Annotated in this window: 21 protein-coding genes; 3 read left to right on the plus strand and 18 right to left on the minus strand. The window is 72.4% G+C overall.

Going from position 1 to position 21,732, the window contains the following annotated elements:
• The first annotated feature begins 215 nt into the window (after nt 1-215).
• Complete coding sequence (locus tag ACZ3J7_RS07170; protein WP_465617703.1) at nt 216-1,181, plus strand: LysR family transcriptional regulator; 966 nt, start codon at nt 216-218, stop codon at nt 1,179-1,181.
• On the opposite strand, the gene ACZ3J7_RS07175 is transcribed toward ACZ3J7_RS07170, so the two are convergent.
• The 4 genes from ACZ3J7_RS07175 to ACZ3J7_RS07190 form a co-directional block, all read right to left on the minus strand.
• Nucleotides 1,154-1,660, minus strand: a complete 507-nt coding sequence (locus tag ACZ3J7_RS07175) for a GNAT family N-acetyltransferase (protein ID WP_465617705.1) — start codon at nt 1,658-1,660, stop codon at nt 1,154-1,156. The two genes, ACZ3J7_RS07170 and ACZ3J7_RS07175, sit on opposite strands and share 28 nt — an antisense overlap.
• 170 nt (nt 1,661-1,830) lie before the next feature.
• Entirely contained in the window at nt 1,831-3,621 is a 1,791-nt protein-coding gene (gene aspS, locus ACZ3J7_RS07180) for an aspartate--tRNA ligase (RefSeq protein WP_465617707.1), read from the minus strand.
• Nucleotides 3,618-4,880 (minus strand): histidine--tRNA ligase, encoded by a 1,263-nt coding sequence (hisS, locus tag ACZ3J7_RS07185; protein WP_465617709.1) that lies wholly within the window; start codon nt 4,878-4,880, stop codon nt 3,618-3,620. Before hisS ends, aspS begins: the two co-directional genes overlap by 4 nt.
• Before the next feature lie 11 nt (nt 4,881-4,891).
• On the minus strand, nt 4,892-5,599 hold the full coding sequence (locus tag ACZ3J7_RS07190; RefSeq protein ID WP_465617711.1) for an MBL fold metallo-hydrolase: 708 nt from the start codon (nt 5,597-5,599) through the stop codon (nt 4,892-4,894).
• A gap of 227 nt (nt 5,600-5,826) precedes the next feature.
• Here ACZ3J7_RS07190 and ACZ3J7_RS07195 point away from each other — a divergent pair, with 227 nt between their 5' ends.
• Together ACZ3J7_RS07195 and ACZ3J7_RS07200 are read left to right on the plus strand one after the other, a co-directional pair.
• Entirely contained in the window at nt 5,827-6,579 is a 753-nt protein-coding gene (locus tag ACZ3J7_RS07195; RefSeq protein ID WP_465617713.1) for a peptidylprolyl isomerase, read from the plus strand.
• A gap of 207 nt (nt 6,580-6,786) precedes the next feature.
• Nucleotides 6,787-8,016, plus strand: coding sequence for a DUF349 domain-containing protein (locus tag ACZ3J7_RS07200; RefSeq protein WP_465617714.1), 1,230 nt, complete (start codon nt 6,787-6,789; stop codon nt 8,014-8,016).
• A 57-nt stretch (nt 8,017-8,073) separates the two neighbouring features.
• On the opposite strand, the gene ACZ3J7_RS07205 is transcribed toward ACZ3J7_RS07200, so the two are convergent.
• From ACZ3J7_RS07205 to ACZ3J7_RS07270, 14 genes are all read right to left on the minus strand, one after another.
• Nucleotides 8,074-8,871 (minus strand): hypothetical protein, encoded by a 798-nt coding sequence (locus tag ACZ3J7_RS07205; RefSeq protein ID WP_465617716.1) that lies wholly within the window; start codon nt 8,869-8,871, stop codon nt 8,074-8,076.
• Between the two features lie 96 nt (nt 8,872-8,967).
• A complete protein-coding gene (locus ACZ3J7_RS07210; RefSeq protein WP_465617718.1) occupies nt 8,968-11,259 on the minus strand; it encodes a RelA/SpoT family protein in 2,292 nt (763 codons plus the stop codon).
• 187 nt (nt 11,260-11,446) lie between these two features.
• A complete protein-coding gene (locus ACZ3J7_RS07215; protein WP_465617720.1) occupies nt 11,447-12,001 on the minus strand; it encodes an adenine phosphoribosyltransferase in 555 nt (184 codons plus the stop codon).
• A 20-nt stretch (nt 12,002-12,021) separates the two neighbouring features.
• Nucleotides 12,022-13,146 carry a protein translocase subunit SecF gene (gene secF, locus ACZ3J7_RS07220; protein WP_465617722.1) on the minus strand — a complete coding sequence of 375 codons (1,125 nt, stop codon included), beginning with the start codon at nt 13,144-13,146 and terminating at the stop codon, nt 12,022-12,024.
• A gap of 3 nt (nt 13,147-13,149) precedes the next feature.
• On the minus strand, nt 13,150-14,922 hold the full coding sequence (gene secD, locus ACZ3J7_RS07225; RefSeq protein WP_465617724.1) for a protein translocase subunit SecD: 1,773 nt from the start codon (nt 14,920-14,922) through the stop codon (nt 13,150-13,152).
• 147 nt (nt 14,923-15,069) lie between these two features.
• A complete protein-coding gene (gene yajC / locus ACZ3J7_RS07230; protein ID WP_465617726.1) occupies nt 15,070-15,462 on the minus strand; it encodes a preprotein translocase subunit YajC in 393 nt (130 codons plus the stop codon).
• 184 nt (nt 15,463-15,646) lie between these two features.
• Nucleotides 15,647-16,750 carry a Holliday junction branch migration DNA helicase RuvB gene (ruvB, locus tag ACZ3J7_RS07235; RefSeq protein ID WP_465617727.1) on the minus strand — a complete coding sequence of 368 codons (1,104 nt, stop codon included), beginning with the start codon at nt 16,748-16,750 and terminating at the stop codon, nt 15,647-15,649.
• Nucleotides 16,751-16,790: 40 nt separating this feature from the next.
• Nucleotides 16,791-17,402 (minus strand): Holliday junction branch migration protein RuvA, encoded by a 612-nt coding sequence (gene ruvA, locus ACZ3J7_RS07240; protein ID WP_465617729.1) that lies wholly within the window; start codon nt 17,400-17,402, stop codon nt 16,791-16,793.
• 52 nt (nt 17,403-17,454) lie between these two features.
• Complete coding sequence (gene ruvC / locus ACZ3J7_RS07245) at nt 17,455-18,030, minus strand: crossover junction endodeoxyribonuclease RuvC (RefSeq protein ID WP_465617731.1); 576 nt, start codon at nt 18,028-18,030, stop codon at nt 17,455-17,457.
• Between the two features lie 116 nt (nt 18,031-18,146).
• Nucleotides 18,147-18,902 carry a YebC/PmpR family DNA-binding transcriptional regulator gene (locus tag ACZ3J7_RS07250; RefSeq protein ID WP_033252075.1) on the minus strand — a complete coding sequence of 252 codons (756 nt, stop codon included), beginning with the start codon at nt 18,900-18,902 and terminating at the stop codon, nt 18,147-18,149.
• A gap of 99 nt (nt 18,903-19,001) precedes the next feature.
• Nucleotides 19,002-19,613: a pyridoxal 5'-phosphate synthase glutaminase subunit PdxT gene (gene pdxT / locus ACZ3J7_RS07255; protein ID WP_465617733.1), complete on the minus strand. Its 612-nt coding sequence runs from the start codon at nt 19,611-19,613 to the stop codon at nt 19,002-19,004.
• 99 nt (nt 19,614-19,712) lie between these two features.
• Nucleotides 19,713-20,624, minus strand: coding sequence for a pyridoxal 5'-phosphate synthase lyase subunit PdxS (gene pdxS / locus ACZ3J7_RS07260; RefSeq protein ID WP_465617735.1), 912 nt, complete (start codon nt 20,622-20,624; stop codon nt 19,713-19,715).
• Nucleotides 20,625-20,772: 148 nt separating this feature from the next.
• Complete coding sequence (locus ACZ3J7_RS07265) at nt 20,773-21,318, minus strand: hypothetical protein (RefSeq protein WP_465617737.1); 546 nt, start codon at nt 21,316-21,318, stop codon at nt 20,773-20,775.
• Nucleotides 21,319-21,337: 19 nt separating this feature from the next.
• Nucleotides 21,338-21,703, minus strand: coding sequence for a 5-carboxymethyl-2-hydroxymuconate Delta-isomerase (locus ACZ3J7_RS07270; protein ID WP_465617739.1), 366 nt, complete (start codon nt 21,701-21,703; stop codon nt 21,338-21,340).
• Nucleotides 21,704-21,732: the final 29 nt, after the last annotated feature.

Here is a 21,732-nt window from a genome sequence, read left to right on the forward strand (position 1 = left end):
CCCTTGGCTGCCGCCACTGTGTGCCTCCGCTCAGCGCGCCGACGACGATCCCCCAGGCTAAGCCGCGGCGGGCGTCCGCGCAGGTCGGGCGGCCTTCCCCGGACGGGCACCGACGGACCCCCGTGCCGCCGGTGCCGGTCGCGCCGGGGAAGGCCGGACAACTGTGCGACACCCCGGTGCTCCCGGTCCAATGCATTGGTCCATAACCTGGTGGCATGGATGTGGACACCCGGATGTTGCGCTGTCTCGCGGTGGTCGGCGAGGAGGGCCAGCTGACCTCGGCGGCGGCCCGGCTGGGCGTGAGCCAGCCGACGCTGACCAAGCAGGTGCGGGCCCTGGAACGGGAGCTGGGGGTCGAGCTGTTCCTCCGCTCCCGGGCCGGGATGACGCCGACGGCGGCCGGCGCCGAGCTGCTGGCGCACGCGGCGCCGCTGCTGGCCCGCTGGGAGGAGGCGCTGCGGTCGACCCGGCGGGCGGCGGCCGAGGCGGGCGGGGAGCTGCGGGTCGGCTTCGAGGGCTCGACGATCAACCTGCTGGGCCGGGCCGCGGTCGAGGACTTCTCCCGCCGGATGCCGGGCTGGCGGGTGCGGATGCGGCAGAACAACTGGTTCGACGAGTCCTCCGGCCTGGCCTCCGGCGAGCTGGACCTGGCGCTGTGGCACGCCCCGGCGGCGATCGCCGAGCGGTACGCGTACGCGCTGCTGGGCACCGAGGAGCGCTGGGTGGTGCTGGCGGCCGACCACCGGCTGGCCGACCGGGCCGAGGTGGACGCGGCGGAGCTGTGGGACGAGCCGTTCGTGGCCGTCCCGGAGCAGGCCGGGGCGTGGCGGGACTACTGGCTGGGCGGGCCGGAGCGCGGCGGGCGGCCGGTGCGGGTCGGCGCGGTGGCGCACAACTCCGAGGAGTGGATGGCCGCGGTGGCCTGCGGGCAGGGGGTGGGCTTCGCGCCGCGCTCGGTGGGCCGCTGGGCGGGCCGTCCGGACGTGCGCTGCCTGCCGGTGCGCGGGCTGAGCCCGAGCCTGGTGGGGCTGTTCCGGCTGCCGGGGCGGCCGGCCACGCCGGCCATGGCGGCGTTCGCCGAGTCCTGCCGGCTGCACCTGGAGGTGCAGTTCCGGGCGACCGGTGGCGGCCGGTCCCCCGCTGCGCCGGCCGCTCAGACCTCGGCGAACGGCGCCGGGTAGCGGCACACGCCGTGCGGGACGCCGTCGGCGCCGGGCAGCGGCAGGGCCTGGAAGTACTTCTCGGGGACGTCGAACGGGCCGGTGATCCGGTGCCCGGCGGCCGGGGTGAAGCCGAACCGGCCGTAGTAGCCCGGGTCGCCGAGCACCACCACGACGCGCTCGCCGGCCTCCGCGGCGGCGGCCAGCGCGGCCCGCACCACGGCGGTGCCGACGCCCTTGCGCTGCCACTCGGGGGCGACCGCGACGGGCGCGAGCGCGAGGCCCTTGCCGTTGCCGATCCGCAGCCGGGTGAGCAGCGCGTGGCCGATGACGACCTCGCGCTCGTCCACCGCGACCAGGGAGAGTCCGGGCAGCCAGGCGGCGTCGCGGCGCAGCGCGTCCACCAGGTCCGCCTCTTCGGGGCCTGGGAAGGCCGCCATGTGCACCCGCCGCGTCTCGGCGGTGTCGGAGGGGAGTTCGACTCTGGTTCGTACGGTCATCCTTGACCCTTCTTGCGCTCTGCACCCCGTCGTGCAGCCCACCGGGTGGTGCAGCGTTCCGGCCCCGGGCGGTGGCAGCCTACTCCTGGTGGCCGCGCACCGGCCGGGGCCGGGACGAATCGTGATCTTTGTGATGCGCCGTCAGGATCGGACGGTCACCTGACGGTGGGTCAGGCGCCGGTCTCCGCCTCGGACTTGGCGCTCTCCTTGGCCTTGGGCTGGGCGTCCACGCCGGCCTCCCGGCGCTGGGCCGGGGTGATGGGGGTGGGGGCGCCGGTCAGCGGGTCGCCGCCGGTGGAGGTCTTCGGGAAGGCGATGACGTCCCGGATGGTGTCGTAGCCGCCCAGCAGGGTGACCACGCGGTCCAGGCCGAGCGCGATGCCGCCGTGCGGCGGCGGGCCGTAGTTGAAGGCGTCCAGCAGGAAGCCGAACTGCGAGGCGGCCTCCTCCTCGGACAGGCCGATCGCGTCGAACGCCCGCTTCTGCACGTCGCGCTGGTGGATGCGGATCGAACCACCGCCCAGCTCCGAACCGTTGAGCACCAGGTCGTACGCGTTGGAGAGCGCGCTGCCCGGGTCGGTGTCGAAGGTGGCGAGCGACTCGGCGGTCGGCGCGGTGAAGGGGTGGTGCACGGCGTGCCAGCCCTGGAACTCGCCCTTGTCGTCCTCGATCGGCTCGAACATCGGGAAGTCCACGACCCAGAGGAAGGCCCACTGGGACTCGTCGATCAGGTTGCAGCGGCGGCCGATCTCCAGGCGGGCGGCGCCCAGCAGCTCCTGCGAGGCGGTCTTCTTGCCCGCGGCGAAGAACACCGCGTCGCCGGGCTTGGCACCGGCCGCGGCGGCCAGGCCGGCCAGGTGCTCCTCGGACAGGTTCTTGGCGACCGGGCCGCGCAGCTCGCCGGTCTCGGCGTCCACCAGGACGTACGCGAGGCCGCGGGCGCCGCGGGCCTTCGCCCAGTCCTGCCAGGCGTCGAGCTGCTTGCGGGGCTGCGAGGCGCCGCCGGGCATCACGACCGCGCCGACGTAGGGGGCCTGGAAGACCCGGAACTCGGTGCCCCGGAAGTACTCGGTGAGGTCGGTCAGCTCCTGGCCGAAGCGGACGTCCGGCTTGTCGGAGCCGTAGCGGGACATCGCGTCGGCGTAGGAGAGGCGCGGCAGCGGGTTCGGGATCTCGTAGCCGTGCGTCTCCTTCCAGATCCGGCCGACGATCTTCTCGCCGAGCGCCAGGACGTCCTCCTGGTCGACGAAGGACGCCTCGATGTCCAGCTGGGTGAACTCCGGCTGCCGGTCGGCGCGGAAGTCCTCGTCGCGGAAGCAGCGGGCGATCTGGTAGTAGCGCTCCATGCCGGCCACCATCAGCAGCTGCTTGAACAGCTGCGGCGACTGCGGCAGGGCGTACCAGTGCCCCGGCTGGAGGCGGACCGGGACCAGGAAGTCGCGGGCGCCCTCGGGGGTGGAGCGGGTCAGGTACGGGGTCTCGATGTCGAGGAAGTCGTTCTCCTCCATCACCGTGCGGATGATGTGGTTGACCTTCGAGCGCAGCCGCAGCGCGCGGGCCGGGCCCTCGCGGCGCAGGTCGAGGTAGCGGTAGCGCAGCCGCACCTCCTCGTTGACCGAGCCGGGCTCGTACTCGGCGACCTGGAACGGCAGCGGCGCGGCCTCGGACAGCACCTCGATCGACTCGACGACGACCTCGACGGCGCCGGTCGGGATCTCCGGGTTCTCGTTGCCCTCCGGGCGGACCCGGACCTCGCCGACCACCTTGACGCAGTACTCGGAGCGCAGCCCGTGCACCGACTCCAGGTCGCGGACCACGACCTGCACGGTGCCCGAGGCGTCGCGCAGGTCGATGAAGGCCACACCGCCGTGGTCGCGGCGGCGGGCCACCCAGCCGGCCAGGGTGACGGTGGTGCCGGCGTGCTCCGCGCGGAGCGTGCCCGCGTCGTGCGTGCGGATCACAGCTGCTTCTCCTTCAGGGTGGTGACGAGCGCCTCAAGGGCGACGGGGGTCTGCTCGCCGGACTCCATGTCCTTGAGCTGGACGACGCCCTCGGCGAGGTCCCGGTCGCCGGCGATCACGGCGAACCTGGCGCCGGACCGGTCCGCCGACTTCATGGCGTTCTTGATGCCCTTGACGCCGAACGCGAGGTCGGTGGCCACACCGAGCCGGCGCAGCTCGACGGTCTTGGCGAACAGGACGGTCTTGGCCTCCTCGCTGAGCGCGACCGCGTACACCGCGGTGCTGGAGGGCAGGTCCAGGACGACGCCCTCGGCTTCCAGCGCGAGGTAGGTGCGGTCCACGCCGAGCGCCCAGCCGACCGAGGGCAGCGCCGGGCCGCCGATCATCTCGGACAGGCCGTCGTAGCGGCCGCCGCCGCCGATCGCGGACTGCGCCCCGAGGCCGTTGTGCACGAACTCGAACGTGGTGCGGGTGTAGTAGTCCAGCCCGCGGACCAGCTTCGGGTCGTCGGTGAACTCGACGCCCGCGAGGGTCAGCAGCTCGCGGACCTTCTCGTCGTACGCCTTGCAGTCCTCGCACAGGTAGTCGCGCAGCCTGGGCGCGTCCACCAGCTGGGCCTGCACCGACTCGCGCTTGTCGTCCAGCACCCGCAGCGGGTTGATCCCGGCGCGGCGGCGGGTCTCCTCGTCCAGGTCGAGGCCGGCCAGGAACTCGACCAGCGCGGCGCGGTAGACCGGGCGGCACTGCTTGTCGCCGAGGCTGTTGAGCAGCAGCGAGTAGTCCGACAGGCCGAGCGCGCGGAAGGCGTCGTCGGCCAGGATGATCAGCTCGGCGTCCAGCGCCGGGTCCTCGGCGCCGATGGCCTCCGCGCCGACCTGCGAGAACTGCCGGTAGCGGCCCTTCTGCATCCGCTCGTAGCGGTAGTAGTTGCCGGAGTACCAGAGCTTGACCGGCAGGTTGCCCTGCTTGTGCAGGTTGGCCTGGAGCGCGGCGCGCAGGACCGAGGCGGTGCCCTCGGGGCGCAGCGCGAGCTCGTCGCCGCCCCGGGTGGTCAGGTTGTACATCTCCTTGGTGACGATGTCGGTGGACTCGCCGACACCGCGGGAGAAGAGCTTCACGTCCTCGAAGACCGGGGTCTCGATGTAGCCGTAGCCGGCTCGGCGCGCGGGGGCTGAGATCGCCTCGCGGACCGCCAGGAAGACCGCCGAAGTGGGCGGCAGCAGGTCGTAGGTGCCCTTGGGGGCGGTGAAGGTGCTCAACTTCTCTTCCGTCACATTCCTCGTCGCGGGAAGGCCGGCGCGCCCGGCGCACCGCCCGCCTGCTGGAGGTAGGGGTTGGTGGCGCGCTCTCGGCCGATGGTGGTCTGCGAGCCGTGGCCGGAGAGCACCACGGTCGCGTCGTCGAGGGGCAGGCACACCCGGGCCAGCGAGCGCATGATCGCCGCGCTGTCTCCGCCCGGGAGGTCGGTACGCCCGATGGAGCCGGCGAACAGCAGGTCGCCCGAGAACAGCACCGGAGGGATGTCCGGGGTGGCGGGCGTCCTGAACGTCACCGACCCCCCGGTATGGCCGGGGGCGTGGTCGACGGTGAGGTGCAGTCCGGCGAGCTCCAGCACGCCGCCGTCGGTCAACTCGCGGACGTCGTCCGGTTCGCCGACGGTGATCGAGCCCATCAGCTGCTGTCCGAGCGAGCGGCCGAGGGCCTTCTCCGGGTCGGCCAGCATGTAGCGGTCCGCGGGGTGGATCCAGGCCGGGACGCCGCGCGCGCCGCAGACCGGGACGACCGAGGCGACGTGGTCGATGTGCCCGTGGGTGAGCAGCACCGCGACCGGCTTGAGCCGGTGCTCGCGGATCAACTCCTCGACCCCGGCGGCCGCTTCGTGGCCCGGGTCGACGATCACGCACTCCTCGCCGGCGGCGGGTGCGACCAGGTAGCAGTTGGTGCCCCAGGCCCCGGCGGGGAATCCGGCGACGAACACGCGAGTCCTTACGTTCCATGCGGTGGCGGTCTGCTTTTCCCCCGCAGCCTACCGGCGGCACCGGGCCGCGGGCGAACCGGTTGTCCGGTGCGTTCAGGCCTTTCTCATGTCGCACTGATCCCGTCCTGACGCGCGGGGTCCTTACACTGGGCCGCCTGTGGGTGCGATGATCCGCACACGACAGCAGCAACTCCCCCATCCACACCGTCCAGCAGGAGAAACGTCCGGTGGTCACCAGCGAACAGCGGCGGCGGCAGCTCGCCCGCGAGAAGTACGAGCGCCAGGCCCAGGCCCGCGCCCAGGCCGCCACCAAGCGCAAGCAGCGCAACGCGATCGTGGCCGGTGTGCTGGCCGTCGTGGTGGTGGGCGGCGTGGCGACCGTCGCCAGCGGCGCGTTCGACTCGAAGGACGACAAGAAGGACGTCGCGGCCGGGGCCGCGCCGACCCCGTCGGCCTCCGGCAAGCAGTGGGCCGCCGAGCCGGCCATGTCGATCGACACCGCGGGCAAGTACACCGCGACGATGGACACCTCGGCGGGCAAGGTCACCTTCTCGCTGGACGCGGCGAAGGCGCCGCACACGGTCAACTCCTTCGCGTTCCTGGCGGGTCAGCAGTTCTGGGACGGCACCAAGTGCCACCGCCTGACCACGCAGGGCATCTACGTCCTGCAGTGCGGCGACCCGACCGGCACCGGAACGGGCGGCCCCGGCTACAAGTTCGCCGACGAGAACCTGGAGGGCGCCACCTACCCGGCGGGCACCGTGGCGATGGCCAACTCCGGCGCGAACACCAACGGCAGCCAGTTCTTCCTGGTCTACAAGGACACCCAACTGCCGCCCAGCTACACCCCGTTCGGCAAGATCACCGGCGGCCTCGACGTGCTGCAGAAGATCGCCGACGCGGGCGTCCAGGGCGGCGGCGGCGACGGTGCGCCGGCCACTGCGGTCAACGTCACCAGCATCACCACCGCCAAGGGCTGACCCGCCGCGAAAATCGACCGGCGCCGGATGCGGACAGCACCGGCGCTGGTCGCCTATGTTGCTGTTGTATAGGGTGCCCTGACCGTCGGCCGTCACCCTCGGCGCGACACCACGACGGCTCGGGACGGCGGACTCCATCGGTCCGCCGCACATCAACTGTGGACGACGCTCCCGCCCGTGGGCGTGGCGTCATGTGGAGGAGGCGCTGTGAGCAGCGACCCGTGGGGCCGTGTCGACGAGCAGGGGAACGTCTACGTGAGGACGGCCGACGGCGAACGCCAGGTCGGCTCCTGGCAGGCCGGCTCCCCCGAGGAGGCCCTCGCCTACTTCGAGCGCAAGTTCCAGGGCCTGGAGGCGGAGATCGCCCTCCTGGAGCACCGGGTGCGCAAGACCGACCTGGCCGCCAAGGAGGCGCAGACCGCGCTGGAGCACCTGCGCGCGCAGGTCGTCGAGGCGCACGCGGTCGGCGACCTGGCCTCGCTGGCCGCCCGGCTGGAGACCCTGGCGGGCGAGATCGAGACCCGGCAGACCGAGCGCAAGGCCGCCCGGGCGAAGGCCCAGGAGGAGACCCGCGCCGCCAAGGAGGCGCTGGTCGCCGAGGCCGAGCAGCTCGCCGAGTCCAACCAGTGGCGGGAGGCCGGCGACCGGCTGCGCGCCCTGGTCGACAGCTGGAAGGCGCTGCCGCGGCTGGACCGCAAGAGCGACGACGAGCTGTGGCACCGCTTCTCGCACGCCCGCTCGGTCTTCTCCAAGCACCGCAAGTCGCACTTCGCGGCGCTCGACTCGGAGCGCGAGTCGGCCCGTTCGGTGAAGGAGAAGCTGGTCGCCGAGGCCGAGGCGCTGTCCGGCTCCACCGAGTGGGGTCCGACCGCCGCCGCCTACCGGGACCTGATGACCCAGTGGAAGGCGGCCGGCCGCGCCCAGCGGGACGCGGAGGAGGAGCTGTGGGCCCGCTTCCGCGGCGCCCAGGACGTCTTCTTCCAGGCCAGGTCCGCCGCGTTCTCCGAGCGCGACGCCGAGCAGGGCGAGAACCAGAAGGCCAAGGAGGCGCTGCTGGTCGAGGCCGAGGCGATCCTGCCGATCACCGACCTGAAGGCCGCCAAGGCCGCGCTGCGCGACGTCTCCGAGCGCTGGGAGGCGATCGGCCACGTCCCGCGCGACGCCCGTCCGAAGCTGGACGGCCGGCTGTCCGCGGTGGAGCGCGCCGTCCGCGAGGCCGAGGAGGCCGAGTGGCAGCGCTCCAACCCGGAGGCGCGGGCCCGGGCCACCGGCATGACCGCCCTGCTGCAGGCCGCGGTGGACAAGCTCCGCGCCGACCTGGACAAGGCCCGGGCCGCGGGCAACACGTCCAGGGCCGCCAAGCTGGAGGCCGAGCTGGAGGGTCGCCAGGCCCTGCTCGACCAGGCGCAGAAGTCGCTGCAGGAGTTCACCTCCTGACCGGGTGAACCGCCGCGAGGGCCCCCGTCCGCACCGGGCGGGGGCCCTCGCGCGTCCTCAGACCACGCTGGCGGAGGGCTCGGGCGAGCCGAGCCGGTCCAGGTCCAGGCTCTCGTCGGGGCCGGGGGTGGCGCTGGGCACCGGGGTGCCGAACTCGCTGAAGTCGACCGCGCCGGTGCTCTTCTCCAGCTTCAGCGGCACCGGGTCGCCGGTGGCGGCCACGTACAGGGTGCCGGTGCCGTTGCCGGCGTCGCCGCTGAGCGGGAGCGCCGGGCGGCCCTGGACGGTGGTGGGCTCGCCCTTGGCCAGTTCGCTCCGCGCGCTGCCAAGCTGGTCGGCGAGCGCGTCCAGGTCGCACAGTTCGGCGATCTCGCCGAAGTCGGGGTCGTCGGCGGTGGTCTTCAGGTAGCGGTCGCCGACCAGGTCGGACATCGCCGGGCCGCCGTGGCTCGCCCAGAACGCCGCGTCCGGCTTGACCCACAGGTCGGAACCGGCCTTGACCACCTGGAAGCCGCCGGTGCCGGACTGGCTGAGCGTGCCGGTGCAGTCGCCGGCGGTGTTCATCCGCAGGTCCATCTCGATCCGGCCGCCCTGGCCGGTGACCGCGCCGGCCACCCGCACCGTGCCGGCCGCCCTGAGCGCCGCCACCGAGCGCTCCAGCGCCTCGTCCGCGGTGAGCCGGTCCACGCCGTTGCCGCCGCCCTGCGAGGCCGCCAGCGGGGCCGCCGTCACCGCCGGGGCGGTGGCGCCGGGGTCCGCCCGGTTCGCGGCGCCTCCGGAGCTCCCGCAGCCGGCCGCCAGCACCGCGGCGGCCACCGCGCCCGCCACCGTCGTCGCCACCCGTATCCCGTGCACGCTGCCTCCCGGAAAGCCGACCGCCCCCACCCGGCCAGTGTCGGCGGGGCGGGGGCGGGCGGCGACCCGAGCGGGCGGGGGCGGGCGGGGCGGCGGCTACTTGTTGCGCGCCGAGGTGACCCGGTAGACGTCGTACACGCCCTCGACGCCGCGCACCGCCTTGAGCACGTGGCCCAGGTGCTTGGGGTCGCCCATCTCGAAGGTGAACCGGCTCATCGCGACCCGGTCCCGGGAGGTCTGGACGGCCGCCGAGAGGATGTTGACGTGCTGGTCGGAGAGCACCCGGGTGACGTCCGAGAGCAGCCGGGAGCGGTCCAGCGCCTCGACCTGGATGGCGACCAGGAAGACCGAGGACTGGGTGGCGGCCCACTCGACCTCGATCATCCGCTCGGGCTGCTGCTGGAGGGACTCCACGTTGACGCAGTCGGCGCGGTGCACCGAGACGCCGTTGCCGCGGGTGATGAACCCGACGATCGGGTCGCCGGGCACCGGCGTGCAGCAGCGCGCCAGCTTCACCCAGACGTCGTCCACGCCCTTGACGATGACGCCGGGGTCGCCCTTGGCGCGGCGGCGCATCGCGCGCGGCTGGTGCGAGGGGGTGGCGGTCTCGGCGAGGTCCTCGACCGCGCCCTCCTCGCCGCCCATCGCCTGGACCAGCTTCTGCACGATCGCCTGCGCGGCGACGTGGCCCTCGCCGATCGCCGCGTACAGCGAGGAGATGTCGGGGTAGCGCATCTCGTGGGCGAGGGTGACCAGCGAGTCCCCGGTGAGGATCCGCTGGATCGGCAGGCCCTGCTTGCGCATCGCCCGGGCGATCGACTCCTTGCCCTGCTCGATCGCCTCCTCGCGGCGCTCCTTGGAGAACCAGGCGCGGATCTTGTTGCGGGCCCGGGGCGACTTGACGAAGCTCAGCCAGTCCCGGGACGGGCCGGCGTTCTCCGCCTTGGAGGTGAACACCTCGACGGTGTCGCCGTTCTCCAGGGTCGACTCCAGCGGCACCAGCCGGCCGTTCACCCGGGCGCCGATGCAGCGGTAGCCGACCTCGGTGTGCACCGCGAACGCGAAGTCCACCGGGGTGGCCTGCGCGGGCAGCGCTATCACGTCGCCCTTCGGGGTGAAGACGAACACCTCGTTGCTGGACAGGTCGAAGCGCAGCGACTCCAGGAACTCGCTGGGGTCCTCGGTCTCCTTCTGCCAGTCCAGCAGCTGCCGCAGCCAGGCCATCTCGTTGACCGCGTCGGCCTTGTCGTGCTGCCGCCCGTGGGTGGGCGTGTCGGTGCGCACCTTGGACGCGCCGGCCACTGCCCGCTGCTTGTACTTCCAGTGCGCGGCGATGCCGTACTCGGCCCGCCGGTGCATGTCGAAGGTGCGGATCTGCAGCTCGACGGGCTTGCCCCCGGGGCCGATCACCGTGGTGTGCAGCGACTGGTACATGTTGAACTTGGGCATCGCGATGTAGTCCTTGAACCGCCCCGGCACCGGGTTCCACCGCGCGTGGATGGTGCCCAGCGCCGCGTAGCAGTCGCGGACGGTGTCGACCAGGACCCGGATGCCCACCAGGTCGTAGATCTCGGCGAAGTCCCGGCCCCGGACGATCATCTTCTGGTAGACCGAGTAGTAGTGCTTGGGCCGGCCGGTCACCTGCGCGGTGATCCGGGCCCCCCGCAGGTCGCCCTGCACCTGGTCGATCACGGTGGCCAGGTACTCGTCCCGCTTGGGGGCGCGCTCGGCCACCAGCCGGACGATCTCGTCGTACATCTTGGGGTAGAGGATGGCGAAGGCCAGGTCCTCCAGCTCCCACTTGATGGTGTTCATGCCCAGCCGGTGCGCCAGCGGGGCGTAGATCTCCAGCGTCTCGCGGGCCTTCTTCTCCTGCTTCTCCCGCTTCAGGTAGCGCATCGTGCGCATGTTGTGCAGCCGGTCGGCGAGCTTGATCACCAGCACCCGCGGGTCCTTGGCCATCGCCACGACCATCTTGCGGACGGTCTCCGCCTGCGCGGCCTCGCCGAACTTGACCCGGTCCAGCTTGGTCACGCCGTCGACCAGCAGCGCCACCGAGTCGCCGAAGTCGACCCGGAGCGTCTCCAGGCCGTAGTCGGTGTCCTCGACCGTGTCGTGCAGCAGCCCGGCCATCAGGGTCGGCGCGTCCATCCCCAGCTCGGCCAGGATGGTGGCCACCGCCAGCGGGTGGGTGATGTACGGGTCGCCGCTCTTGCGCTTCTGCCCGCGGTGCCACTTCTCCGCGACGGCGTACGCCCGCTCGATGTCCTTCAGCAGCCCGGGGTCGGCCTTGGGGTCGTTGGCCCGGATCGTCCGGAACAGCGGTTCCAGCACCGGGTTGACCATCGAACTGCGCTGACCGCCCAGCCGCGCAAGCCGAGCCCGCATCCCGCCCTGCGAGGAACGGGAACTGGCGGCAGCGGCCGTGGGCACAACCTCGTCGGGCAAGGACACTCCTACGTCGGATCAACCTTCATCGTACCGACAGCGCGCCCCCGCGCGGCGGCGCGTCCGCCCGGGAGCGCGACCGCCCGGGAACGGATCCGTTCCCGGGCGGTGCTCGAACGGCGGGCCGTCAGACCACGACCAGCGTCTCCAGCGGCGCTCCGTGCAGGTGCGGGACGAGCTTCGCGCGCCCCGGCAGGAAGCCGAGCTCCATCAGCACGACCACGCCGGCCAGCTCGGCCCCGGCCTCCTGGACCAGGTCCAGCGAGGCCGCGATCGTCCCGCCGGTGGCCAGCACGTCGTCCACCACCAGGACCCGCTCGCCCGGCTCGAACGCGTCGCACTGCACCTCCAGCGTCGCCGACCCGTACTCCAGGTCGTACGAGCGGGCGAACACCTCGCCGGGCAGCTTGCCCTTCTTGCGGATCGGGACGAACCCGAGGCCCGCGGCGAACGCGGCCGGCGCGGCCAGCACGAACCCCCGCGCCTCCAGCCCGACCACCTTGGTGGCGCCGAGCTCCCGCGCCCGCCCGGCCAGCGCCCGGGTCAGCGCGCCGAACGCCTCGGCGTCGGCCAGCAGGGGGGCGATGTCCTTGAACAGGACACCCGGCTTCGGGTAGTCCCGCACGTCCCGGATCCGGCTGTTGAGCAGCTCGGACAGGGCGGGGTCGGTGGTGGAGGTCACGGGGGTTCCTTCGCGGAGGGTCAGTGCTTGCCGGACGTCCGTCCCTTGCCGCGGGCGCGGCTGACCGGCTGGTTACGCTGTCCGACCATACCGGCCGCGACCTGCTCCTCGTCGCCGTCCTCACCGTCGGCCCGCTCGCCCGGCACCTCGCCGCGGGCCTCGGCCTCGGCCGCGGCCTTGGCCTCCGAGGCGCGCCGCTGGGCGACCCGCTTGGCCAGCGCCTTCATGTCCGGCGCCTGCTCCTTGAGCTGCGCGAGCAGCGGGGTGGCCACGCAGATGGAGGAGTAGGCACCGGCCGCGAGGCCGATGAACAGGGCCAGCGAGATGTCGTTCAGGGTGCCCGCGCCCAGCAGGCCGCCGCCGATGAAGAGCAGCGCCGAGACCGGGAGCAGGGCGACGACCGTGGTGTTGATGGAGCGCACCAGGGTCTGGTTGAGGCCGTGGTTGGCGGCCTCGCTGTAGGTGCGGCGGGACTGCTTGGTGAGGCCCCGGGTGTTCTCCTTCACGGTGTCGAAGACGACGACCGTGTCGTAGAGCGAGTAGCCGAGGATGGTCAGGAAGCCGATCACGGTGCCCGGGGTGACCTCGAAGCCGACCAGGGCGTAGACGCCGATGGTGATCAGGAGGTCGTGGATCAGGGCGACCAGGGCGGCCACCGCCATCCGCCACTCGAAGGCGATCGCCATGTAGACGGTGACCAGCACCATGAAGACGATCAGGCCGGTCAGCGCCTTCTTGGAGATGTCGGCGCCCCAGGAGGGGCCGATCACCTGGGCGTTGATGTCCTGCTCCTGGACGCCGACGGCCTGCGAGAACTCCTTGGTGAAGGTCGCGGCCGGGATCGACTCCTGGGCGCTGACCTGGACCCGGACGTCGCCCTTGTCCGTGGTCTGCACCAGCGCGGTGTTCGAGCCGATGATCTTGTCGGCGGTCTCCTTCGCCTGCGAGGCCGACAGGCCGGGCTTGTGCACGGTGTAGACCGAGCCGCCCTTGAACTCGATGCCCAGGTGCAGGCCCATGGCCAGGCCGATGCCGGCCACCAGGACGATCACCGCCGAGATCGAGTACCAGATCTTCCGCTTGCCGACGAAGTCGAAGGAGACCTCGCCCTGGTAGAGGCGGTGACCGATGTTGCGGAGCGACATGGGTCAGACCTCCTGGGTCGTGGTGGGACGGCGGCGGGAGCCGCGGATCGGCGGGCGGGCGCCGAGCCGCTTCGGGTCCAGGCCGGACATCGGGTGACCGCTGGCGAAGAACTTGGTGCGGGCGAGCAGGGTGATCAGCGGCTTGGTGAACAGGAAGATCACCACGACGTCGAGCAGGGTGGTCAGGCCCAGGGTGAAGGCGAAGCCCTGCACCTTGCCGACCGAGACCAGGTAGAGCACCGCGGCACAGAGGAAGGACACGAAGTCCGAGACCAGGATGGTGCGCCGGGCCCGCGGCCAGGCCCGCTGCACGGCGGCCCGGAGCTGGGCGCCCTCGCGGACCTCGTCCCGGATCCGCTCGAAGTAGACGATGAAGGAGTCGGCGGTGATGCCGATCGCGACGATCGCGCCGCAGACCGCGGGCAGGTTCAGCGCGAAGCCGATGCCCGCGCCGAGCAGGCTCATGATCGACCAGGTCAGGATCGCCGAGACGACCAGACCGGCGATCGAGATCAGGCCCAGGCCGCGGTAGTAGACCAGCGAGTAGGCGACCACCAGGACCATGCCGATCAGACCGGCGATCAGACCGGCCTTCAGCTGCTCGGAGCCGAGCTGCGGGGAGACGGTGGTGACGTCGCTCTTCACGAAGTCCAGCGGGAGGGCGCCGTAGCTGAGCACGTTCGCCAGCGACTTGGCCTCGTCCGAGGTGAAGGTGCCGTTGATCACCGCGTTGCCGCCGGTGATCGACTCCTGCACGTACGGGTGGGAGACGACCTGGCCGTCCAGCACGATCGCGAACTGGTTGGCCGGGGAGGACTGGGTGGCCAGCTGGCCGGTGGTGGACGCGAAGGCCTTGGAGCCGGTGTCGTTGAACGACAGGTCGACCATCCAGCCCTTGCCGGTCTGGGTGTCGTACACGGCCTGGGCCTTGGTGACGTCCTGGCCGTTCACCGCGACGCCGCCGAGCACGAACTTGTACCAGAGGCCCTGCTCGTCGTCGTAGGAGCAGGCGAGCGCCGGGGCGGCCGGGTCGTTGGTCTTCTGGTAGTTCAGGCGCTGCGCCTTGTCCGTGCAGTCCAGCGCGGCGTACTTCTGCTGGAGCGCGACGGTCTCGGCGTCCGGGGTGGGCGCGGCGCTCGGGTCGGCGGCGGGCGCCGAGGCCGGGGCGGACGGCGAGGCCGGGGCCGAGCCGGACGCGGACGCGGTGGGGTCGGCCTGCAGCGCGCCGGAGAGGGCGCGGCCGGCCTTGGTGGCCGAGGCGGACGCGGTGGCGCTCGCGGAGGCGCTCGGCGAGCCGGCCACGGCCGAGGCGCCGGCGGACGGCGAGGCCGAGGCACCGCCGGAGGCGTCGGCGGACGGGCTCGGCTGCTGGGCGACCGCGCCGGACGGCTCGGCGGCCAGCACCGGACGGAAGTAGAGCTTGGCGGTGTCACCGACCTTGTCGATGGACTGCTGCGTGTTACCACCGTCGGGAATGTTGACGATGATGTTGGCATTGCCCTGGGTCTGGACCTCCGCCTCGGAGACGCCCATGCCGTTGACACGCTTCTGGATGATGTTCACCGCGGTGTCAAGATTGGTCTTGTTGATCGCGGAAGGATCATCCGACTTCGCGGTCAGCGTGACGCTGGTACCACCGGCGAGGTCGATACCGAGACGGGGCTTGGTGTTGTCCGTCCCGAACATGAGGGCCACAAGGCCGACGGTGACCACCAGGATGAGCGCCAGCGCCCGTCCCGGGTATCCGTCGCGCGACCGCGACTTGGGTGTTGCCACCTTGCTCGTTTCTCCCTGTCCATGCCGACCGGCGGCCGGCCTCCGCCCCCGCGCGCGGCGGGGGCGGAGGACGACGGACGCACGGCGGCCCAAGAGGTCCTGTTGGGCTTGCGGCGGGTGCCGCCGGTCGAGGGTCCCCCGACCGTACTACTTGCTCTCGGGAGCCTCGGCGTCGGCCTTCGCCTCGGCCGCCCCGTCCTTGGACAGGCTCAGCGGCTTCTCCTCGGCGTCCGCCTCGACGGCCTCGTCGGACACGTCCTCGGCGGGACGGCCGTTGATGATCGCGTCGTACTCCAGCGGCTCCAGGACGGCCGCGATCGCGCCCTTGGTGTAGTGGGCCACCACACCGGGCGCGACCTCCAGCTCGACGGTCTCGTCGTTGACCGCCTTCACCAGTGCGTACATGCCACCGATGGTCCGCACTCCCGACCCCGGCTGCAGCGCGGTCTGCATGCTCTGCATCTGAGCCTGACGCTTCTTCTGCGAGCGCATCATCATGAAGATGGCGAGGAGCGGGAGGAGGAAGATGATGTATTGCACAGCCAGGGTCCTTTGTAGGCCGCCGGTGCGGCGGCCAGTGCGTGTACGTCGGCCCGTCGGGTGACTGGGGCGGTCCGGCGGAGTCTAGGCGACCCGCACTGAACGGACAACGCCAAGCATGCCAGTGTGCCGCCGAAAGTGGCGAGCCTTGGCATGCACATAAACCCCCGATAAGGCTGCCGAGTTATGCCTGGCCGTCAGCCCATAGGCCGTTCTGCTGAACGTTCCGCGCCGACCTGCCCGCCGCCGGGGTCTGCGGCGGGGTCAGCCCCAGGTGCTGCCAGGCCGCCGAGGTGGCGATCCGCCCGCGCGGGGTGCGGGCCAGCAGGCCCTCCCGGACCAGGAAGGGCTCGGCGACCTCCTCGACCGTCTCGGCCTCCTCGCCGACCGCCACCGCCAGGGTCGAGAGTCCCACCGGGCCGCCGCCGAACAGCTTGAGCAGCGCCTGCAGCACCGCCCGGTCCAGCCGGTCCAGGCCGCGGGCGTCGACCTCGTAGACCTCCAGCGCCCGGGCCGCGATCTCCCGGGTGACCAGGCCGTCGTGCCGGACCTGGGCGAAGTCCCGCACCCGGCGCAGCAGCCGGTTGGCGATCCGGGGCGTGCCGCGCGAGCGGCCGGCGATCTCGGCCGCGCCGGCCGGGTCGATCTCCACGTCCAGCAGGCCGGCCGAGCGGCGCACCACCTGCTGGAGCTCGGCCGGGGCGTAGAACTCCATGTGGCCGGTGAAGCCGAACCGGTCGCGCAGCGGCGGCGGCAGCAGCCCGGCCCGGGTGGTCGCGCCGACCAGCGTGAACGGCGGCAGCTCCAGCGGGATGGCGGTGGCGCCCGGGCCCTTGCCGACGATCACGTCGACCCGGAAGTCCTCCATCGCCATGTAGAGCATCTCCTCGGCGGGCCGGGACATCCGGTGGATCTCGTCGAGGAACAGCACCTCGCCCTCGGTCAGCGAGGACAGGATCGCCGCCAGGTCGCCCGCGTGCTGGATGGCCGGCCCGGAGGTGATCCGGATCGGGGCGTTCAGCTCGGCAGCGATGATCATCGACAGGGTGGTCTTGCCGAGCCCGGGCGGGCCGCTGAGCAGCACGTGGTCCGGCGCCGCGCCGCGCTTGCGGGCCGCCTGCAGGACCAGCGAGAGCTGCTCGCGCACCCGCTCCTGCCCGATGAACTCGTCCAGCAGCTTGGGGCGCAGCGCCGCCTCGACCGCCTGGTCCTCGCCGTCGGCGGACGCCGTCAGCAGGCGGTCAGCGGGGTCGGACTCGTACGGGCTCATCGGGAAACCGCTCTCCATGTCGACTTGGTGACGTGTCGTCACATTTCCTCGGCGCTGTTCAGCGGGCCCGGTTCAGCCCGCGCAGGGCCAGCCGCAGCAGGGCGCCGACGTCCGGCACGGACTGCGCCTCGGCCTCCGGCGTGACCCGGACCACCGCCTCCTCCGCCTCCCGCGGAGCGTAGCCCAGGCCCACCAGGGCGGAGTGCAGCTGCTCGTGCCAGGGGGCCGGGCCGGACGCCACCGGCTTCTGCGCGGGGACGCTGCCGTGCGGGGCGCCGAGCTTGTCCCGGTACTCCAGCAGCAGCTTGGCGGCCTTCGCCTTGCCGATGCCGGGCACCGCGATCAGCGCCTTCTCGTCGCCGCCGGCCACCGCCACCCGCAGCGCCTCCGGCGAGTGCACGCCGAGGATCGCCTGGGCGAGCTTCGGCCCGACCCCGGGCGCCGCCTGCAGCACCTCGAAGGTGGCCCGCTCGTCGTCGTCCACGAAGCCGAACAGCGTCAGCGAGTCCTCCCGGACCACCAGCGAGGTCGCCAGCCGGGCGACCTCGCCCACCCGCAGCGTCGCCAGCGTGGTGGGCGTGCACTGCACCGCCATGCCCACCCCGCCGACCTCCACCACGGCCACTCCGGCCCCCACCACGGCGACCGGACCCTGCACGAAGGCGATCACGGTGAAGTCGTTCCTCTCGATGGTTCCGATGCTTGGTGCGTCCCCGACCCCGTCAGGGGCGCGGGGAACTGCGCGAGCGGCCCGGCGCGCCGGCGCCGTGCCAGGAGCTCCCGCCCGCAGCGTGCGCCTTGACGGCCGCGGTCAGCCGGTTCGTGGTGCCGCCGCGCCAGATGTGGCAGATGGCCAGGGCGAGGGCGTCCGCCGCGTCGGCGGGCTTGGGCGGGGCGTCGAGCCGCAGGATGCGGGTGACCATGGCGGTGACCTGCGCCTTGTCGGCCCGGCCGGAGCCGGTGACGGCGGCCTTGACCTCGCTGGGGGTGTGCAGCGTGACGGGGATGCCGCGGCGGGTCGCGCACAGCACGGCGACCGCCGAGGCCTGCGCGGTGCCCATCACGGTGCGGACGTTGTGCTGGGCGAACACCCGCTCCACGGCGACGAGTTCGGGCTGGTAGCGGTCGAGCCAGGTCTCCAGGCCCTGTTCGATGGCGAGCAGCCTCGGGCCGATCTCGTCCTCGGCCGGCGTGCGCACCACGCCGACGCCGAGCATGTCGAGCCGCCGCCCGGGCAGTCCTTCGACCACCCCGACGCCGCACCTGGTCAGTCCAGGGTCCACACCCAGCACTCGCACGGCCCCGCCTCTCTCCGATCTGCGCAGGTTACCCCCGGCCGCTGACAAGCGGTCCCGGACACGCCTCCGCCCGGCGGCCAGCAGCGGCCGCCGGGCGGGAGGAACGAGGAGCGGGCTCAGGCGTCCAGCTCGGCCATGATCTCGTCGGAGACGTCGAAGTTGGCGAAGACGTTCTGCACGTCGTCGCTGTCCTCCAGCGCGTCGATCAGCTTGAAGATCTTGCGGGCGCCGTCGGCGTCCAGCTCGACCTGCATGCTGGGGACGAAGTTGGCGTCGGCCGAGTCGTAGTCGATGCCGGCGTCGACCAGCGCGGTGCGGACCGCGACCATGTCGGTGGCCTCGGACATCACCTCGAAGGCCTCGCCCAGGTCGTTGACCTCCTCGGCGCCGGCGTCCAGCACGACGTCCAGGATCCGGTCCTCGTCCACGCCGTCGGCCTTGGGGACGATCACGACGCCCTTGCGGTTGAACAGGTAGGAGACCGAGCCCGGGTCGGCCATGTTGCCGCCGTTGCGGGTCATCGCGACGCGCACGTCGGAGGCGGCGCGGTTGCGGTTGTCGGTGAGGCACTCGATCAGGACGGCCACGCCGTTCGGGCCGTAGCCCTCGTACATGATCGTCGAGTAGTCGGCGCCGCCGGCCTCCGCGCCGGAGCCGCGCTTGACGGCGCGGTTGATGTTGTCGATCGGGACGGAGCTCTTCTTCGCCTTCTGGATGGCGTCGTAGAGCGTCGGGTTGCCGGCCGGGTCGCCGCCGCCGGTGCGGGCCGCCACCTCGATGTTCTTGATCATCTTGGCGAAGAGCTTGCCGCGCTTGGCGTCGATCGCGGCCTTCTTGTGCTTGGTGGTAGCCCACTTAGAGTGGCCGGACATCGCCAGCTCCTTTTCGTCGCCAATGGGAAATGAACAGGGGAGATCTTACCGGTGCCGCACCATCGGGTGGCACACGGTCACCGCGCCGCCAGGGGGCTTTCAGCGCCCGGCGGCCTCGACCATCCGCACGAAGTACTCGTGGACGCGGTGGTCGCCGGTCAGCTCCGGGTGGAAGGAGGTGGCCAGCAGGTTGCCCTGCCGGACCGCGACGATCCGGGCGTCCGGGCCGTCCGCGGCGGGGACCTCGGCGAGCACCTCGACGTCCGCGCCGACCGCCTCGACCCAGGGGGCGCGGATGAACACGCCGGTGACCGGGTCGCCGGGCAGGCCCGCGAACGGGATGGCGGTCTCGAAGGACTCGTTCTGCCGGCCGAAGGCGTTGCGGCGGACGGTCATGTCGATGCCGCCGACGGTCTCCTGGTCGTCCCGGCCGTCCAGGATCTTGTCCGCCAGCATGATCATGCCCGCGCAGGTGCCGTAGACCGGCATGCCGGCCGCGACCCGCTCGCGCAGCGGGTCCATCAGGCCGAACAGCACGGCGAGCTTGGAGATGGTGGTGGACTCGCCACCGGGCATCACCAGCGCGTCCACCTCGGCCAGCTCCTCGGGGCGGCGCACCGGGCGGGCCAGCGCGTCGGCGGCGGCCAGCGCCACCAGGTGCTCGCGGACGTCGCCCTGGAGGGCCAGCACGCCGATGGTGGGGATGCTCACGGTCTCACTACCTCTTCGTTCTCGAACTTCGGGGCCCGGACTCCACGCAGCGGCCCGCCGTGCCGGTACCTCGCACGGCGGGCCGGTCGCGCGGGGTGCCTACCAGCCGCGGTTGGCGTAGCGCTCGGCCTCGGGCAGGGTGTCGCAGTTGATGCCGACCATGGCCTCGCCCAGGTTGCGGGAGGCGTCCGCGATGATCTTCGGGTCGTCGTAGAAGGTGGTGGCCTTCACGATGGCGGCGGCGCGCTTGGCCGGGTCGCCCGACTTGAAGATGCCGGAGCCGACGAACACGCCCTCGGCGCCGAGCTGGCGCATCAGCGCGGCGTCCGCCGGGGTGGCCACGCCGCCCGCCGAGAACAGCACGACCGGGAGCTTGCCGAGCTCGGCGACCTCGCGGACCAGCTCGTACGGCGCGCGCAGCTCCTTGGCGGCCGCGTACAGCTCGTTGTTGTCGAAGCCGCGCAGCTTGGCGATCTCGTTCTTGATCTGGCGCAGGTGGCGGACGGCCTCGACCACGTTGCCGGTGCCGGCCTCGCCCTTGGAGCGGATCATGGCCGCGCCCTCGGCGATCCGGCGCAGCGCCTCGCCCAGGTTGGTGGCACCGCAGACGAAGGGGGTGGTGAACGCCCACTTGTCGGAGTGGTTGACCTCGTCGGCCGGGGTGAGGACCTCGGACTCGTCGATGTAGTCGACGCCGAGCGACTGCAGGACCTGGGCCTCGACGAAGTGGCCGATCCGGGACTTGGCCATCACCGGGATGGAGACCGCGGCGATGATCTCCTCGATCATGTTCGGGTCGGACATCCGGGCCACGCCGCCGTCCTTGCGGATGTCGGCGGGGACGCGCTCCAGCGCCATGACCGCGACCGCACCGGCGTCCTCGGCGATCTTCGCCTGCTCGGCGTTGACCACGTCCATGATCACGCCGCCCTTGAGCTGCTCGGCCATGCCGCGCTTGACCCGGGCGGTGCCGACCTGGGGCTGCTCGGCGGAAGTGGGGGTGGTGGACACGTGAAGACCTCACTCAGAAATGAACCGGTGCTATCGATCTATCGTAGGCCCGGGGGCCCCTCGACCCATACGCCACATGGTCCAGGGCCGTACCCGCCATACGACAATCGGGCCAGCGATCCGGCTGGGGCGGGAAACGGGGTTCAGCCTACGCGGGCGCGCCCTCGGGCGTGAGGGCCACCGGGGGCTCGTCGTCCATCTCGAAGGCCATCGGGAACGGCGCCCGGCCCGCGAGCCGGAAGTAGCGCACCAGCCGGTGCTCGCGCACCGCGCGCGCCGCCCGCACCGCGTCGTTGTGGAAACGCCTGGCCATCGGCACCCGGCGCACCGCCTCGACCAGGTCGCGCACCGCCTCCTCGCCGCCCGGCGCGGCCCGCACCTCGGCGACCTGCGCCGGCTCGTCCAGCACGGCGCGCAGCGCCAGGCTCAGCGCGCTCTCCGCCACCTCGCGCTGGTCCGCCTCGGCCTGCCGGGCCTCGTGCGCGGCCTCCAGCAGCAGGATCGACGCGGCCGGGTCGAGCAGCGAGGAGGTGGCCAGCTCCACCGCGACCGAGGCCCGGCGCAGCAGCTGGGCGTCCAGCGAGGCCCGGGCCGCGTCGATCCGGGCGTGCAGCCGGTCGAGCCTGCCCGCCGTCCAGCTCAGGTAGACGGCGAACAGTGCGACGGCCGCAACGGCCCAGATCCAGGTAGCCACGGGGCGCTACGGTACCGGCTCAGCCGAGCCCGAAGGTGGCCGAGCGGTAGGCGAGGCGGTCCAGCTCCTCGACCTGGACGGTGGCCTGCACCGGCCCGGCGACCGCCCCCAGGTAGTCCGGCAGCGCCGCCAGCACCGCCTCGGCCAGCGCCGCCTTGGCCTCGGCCGAACGGCCCGGGAAGATCGCGAACTCGATCGCGACCAGCGCGAAGGTCTCGGCGTCCGCCCCGACCACGGCCTCCTCGGTGCGCCGGAACCGGGTCTTGCAGCCGGCCGCCTTGGCCTCCAGCAGCTTCACCGCCAGCCGGTTCAGGGCCAGGCCGAAGCCCCGCCGGTCGAATGCGCCGGCGAGCCGGTCGGTGTAGTCGACGGTGATCAGCGGCATGCGGGGCTACCTCTTCCTGACGGGACGGG

The organism is Kitasatospora sp. NPDC015121 (genome assembly GCF_055562955.1).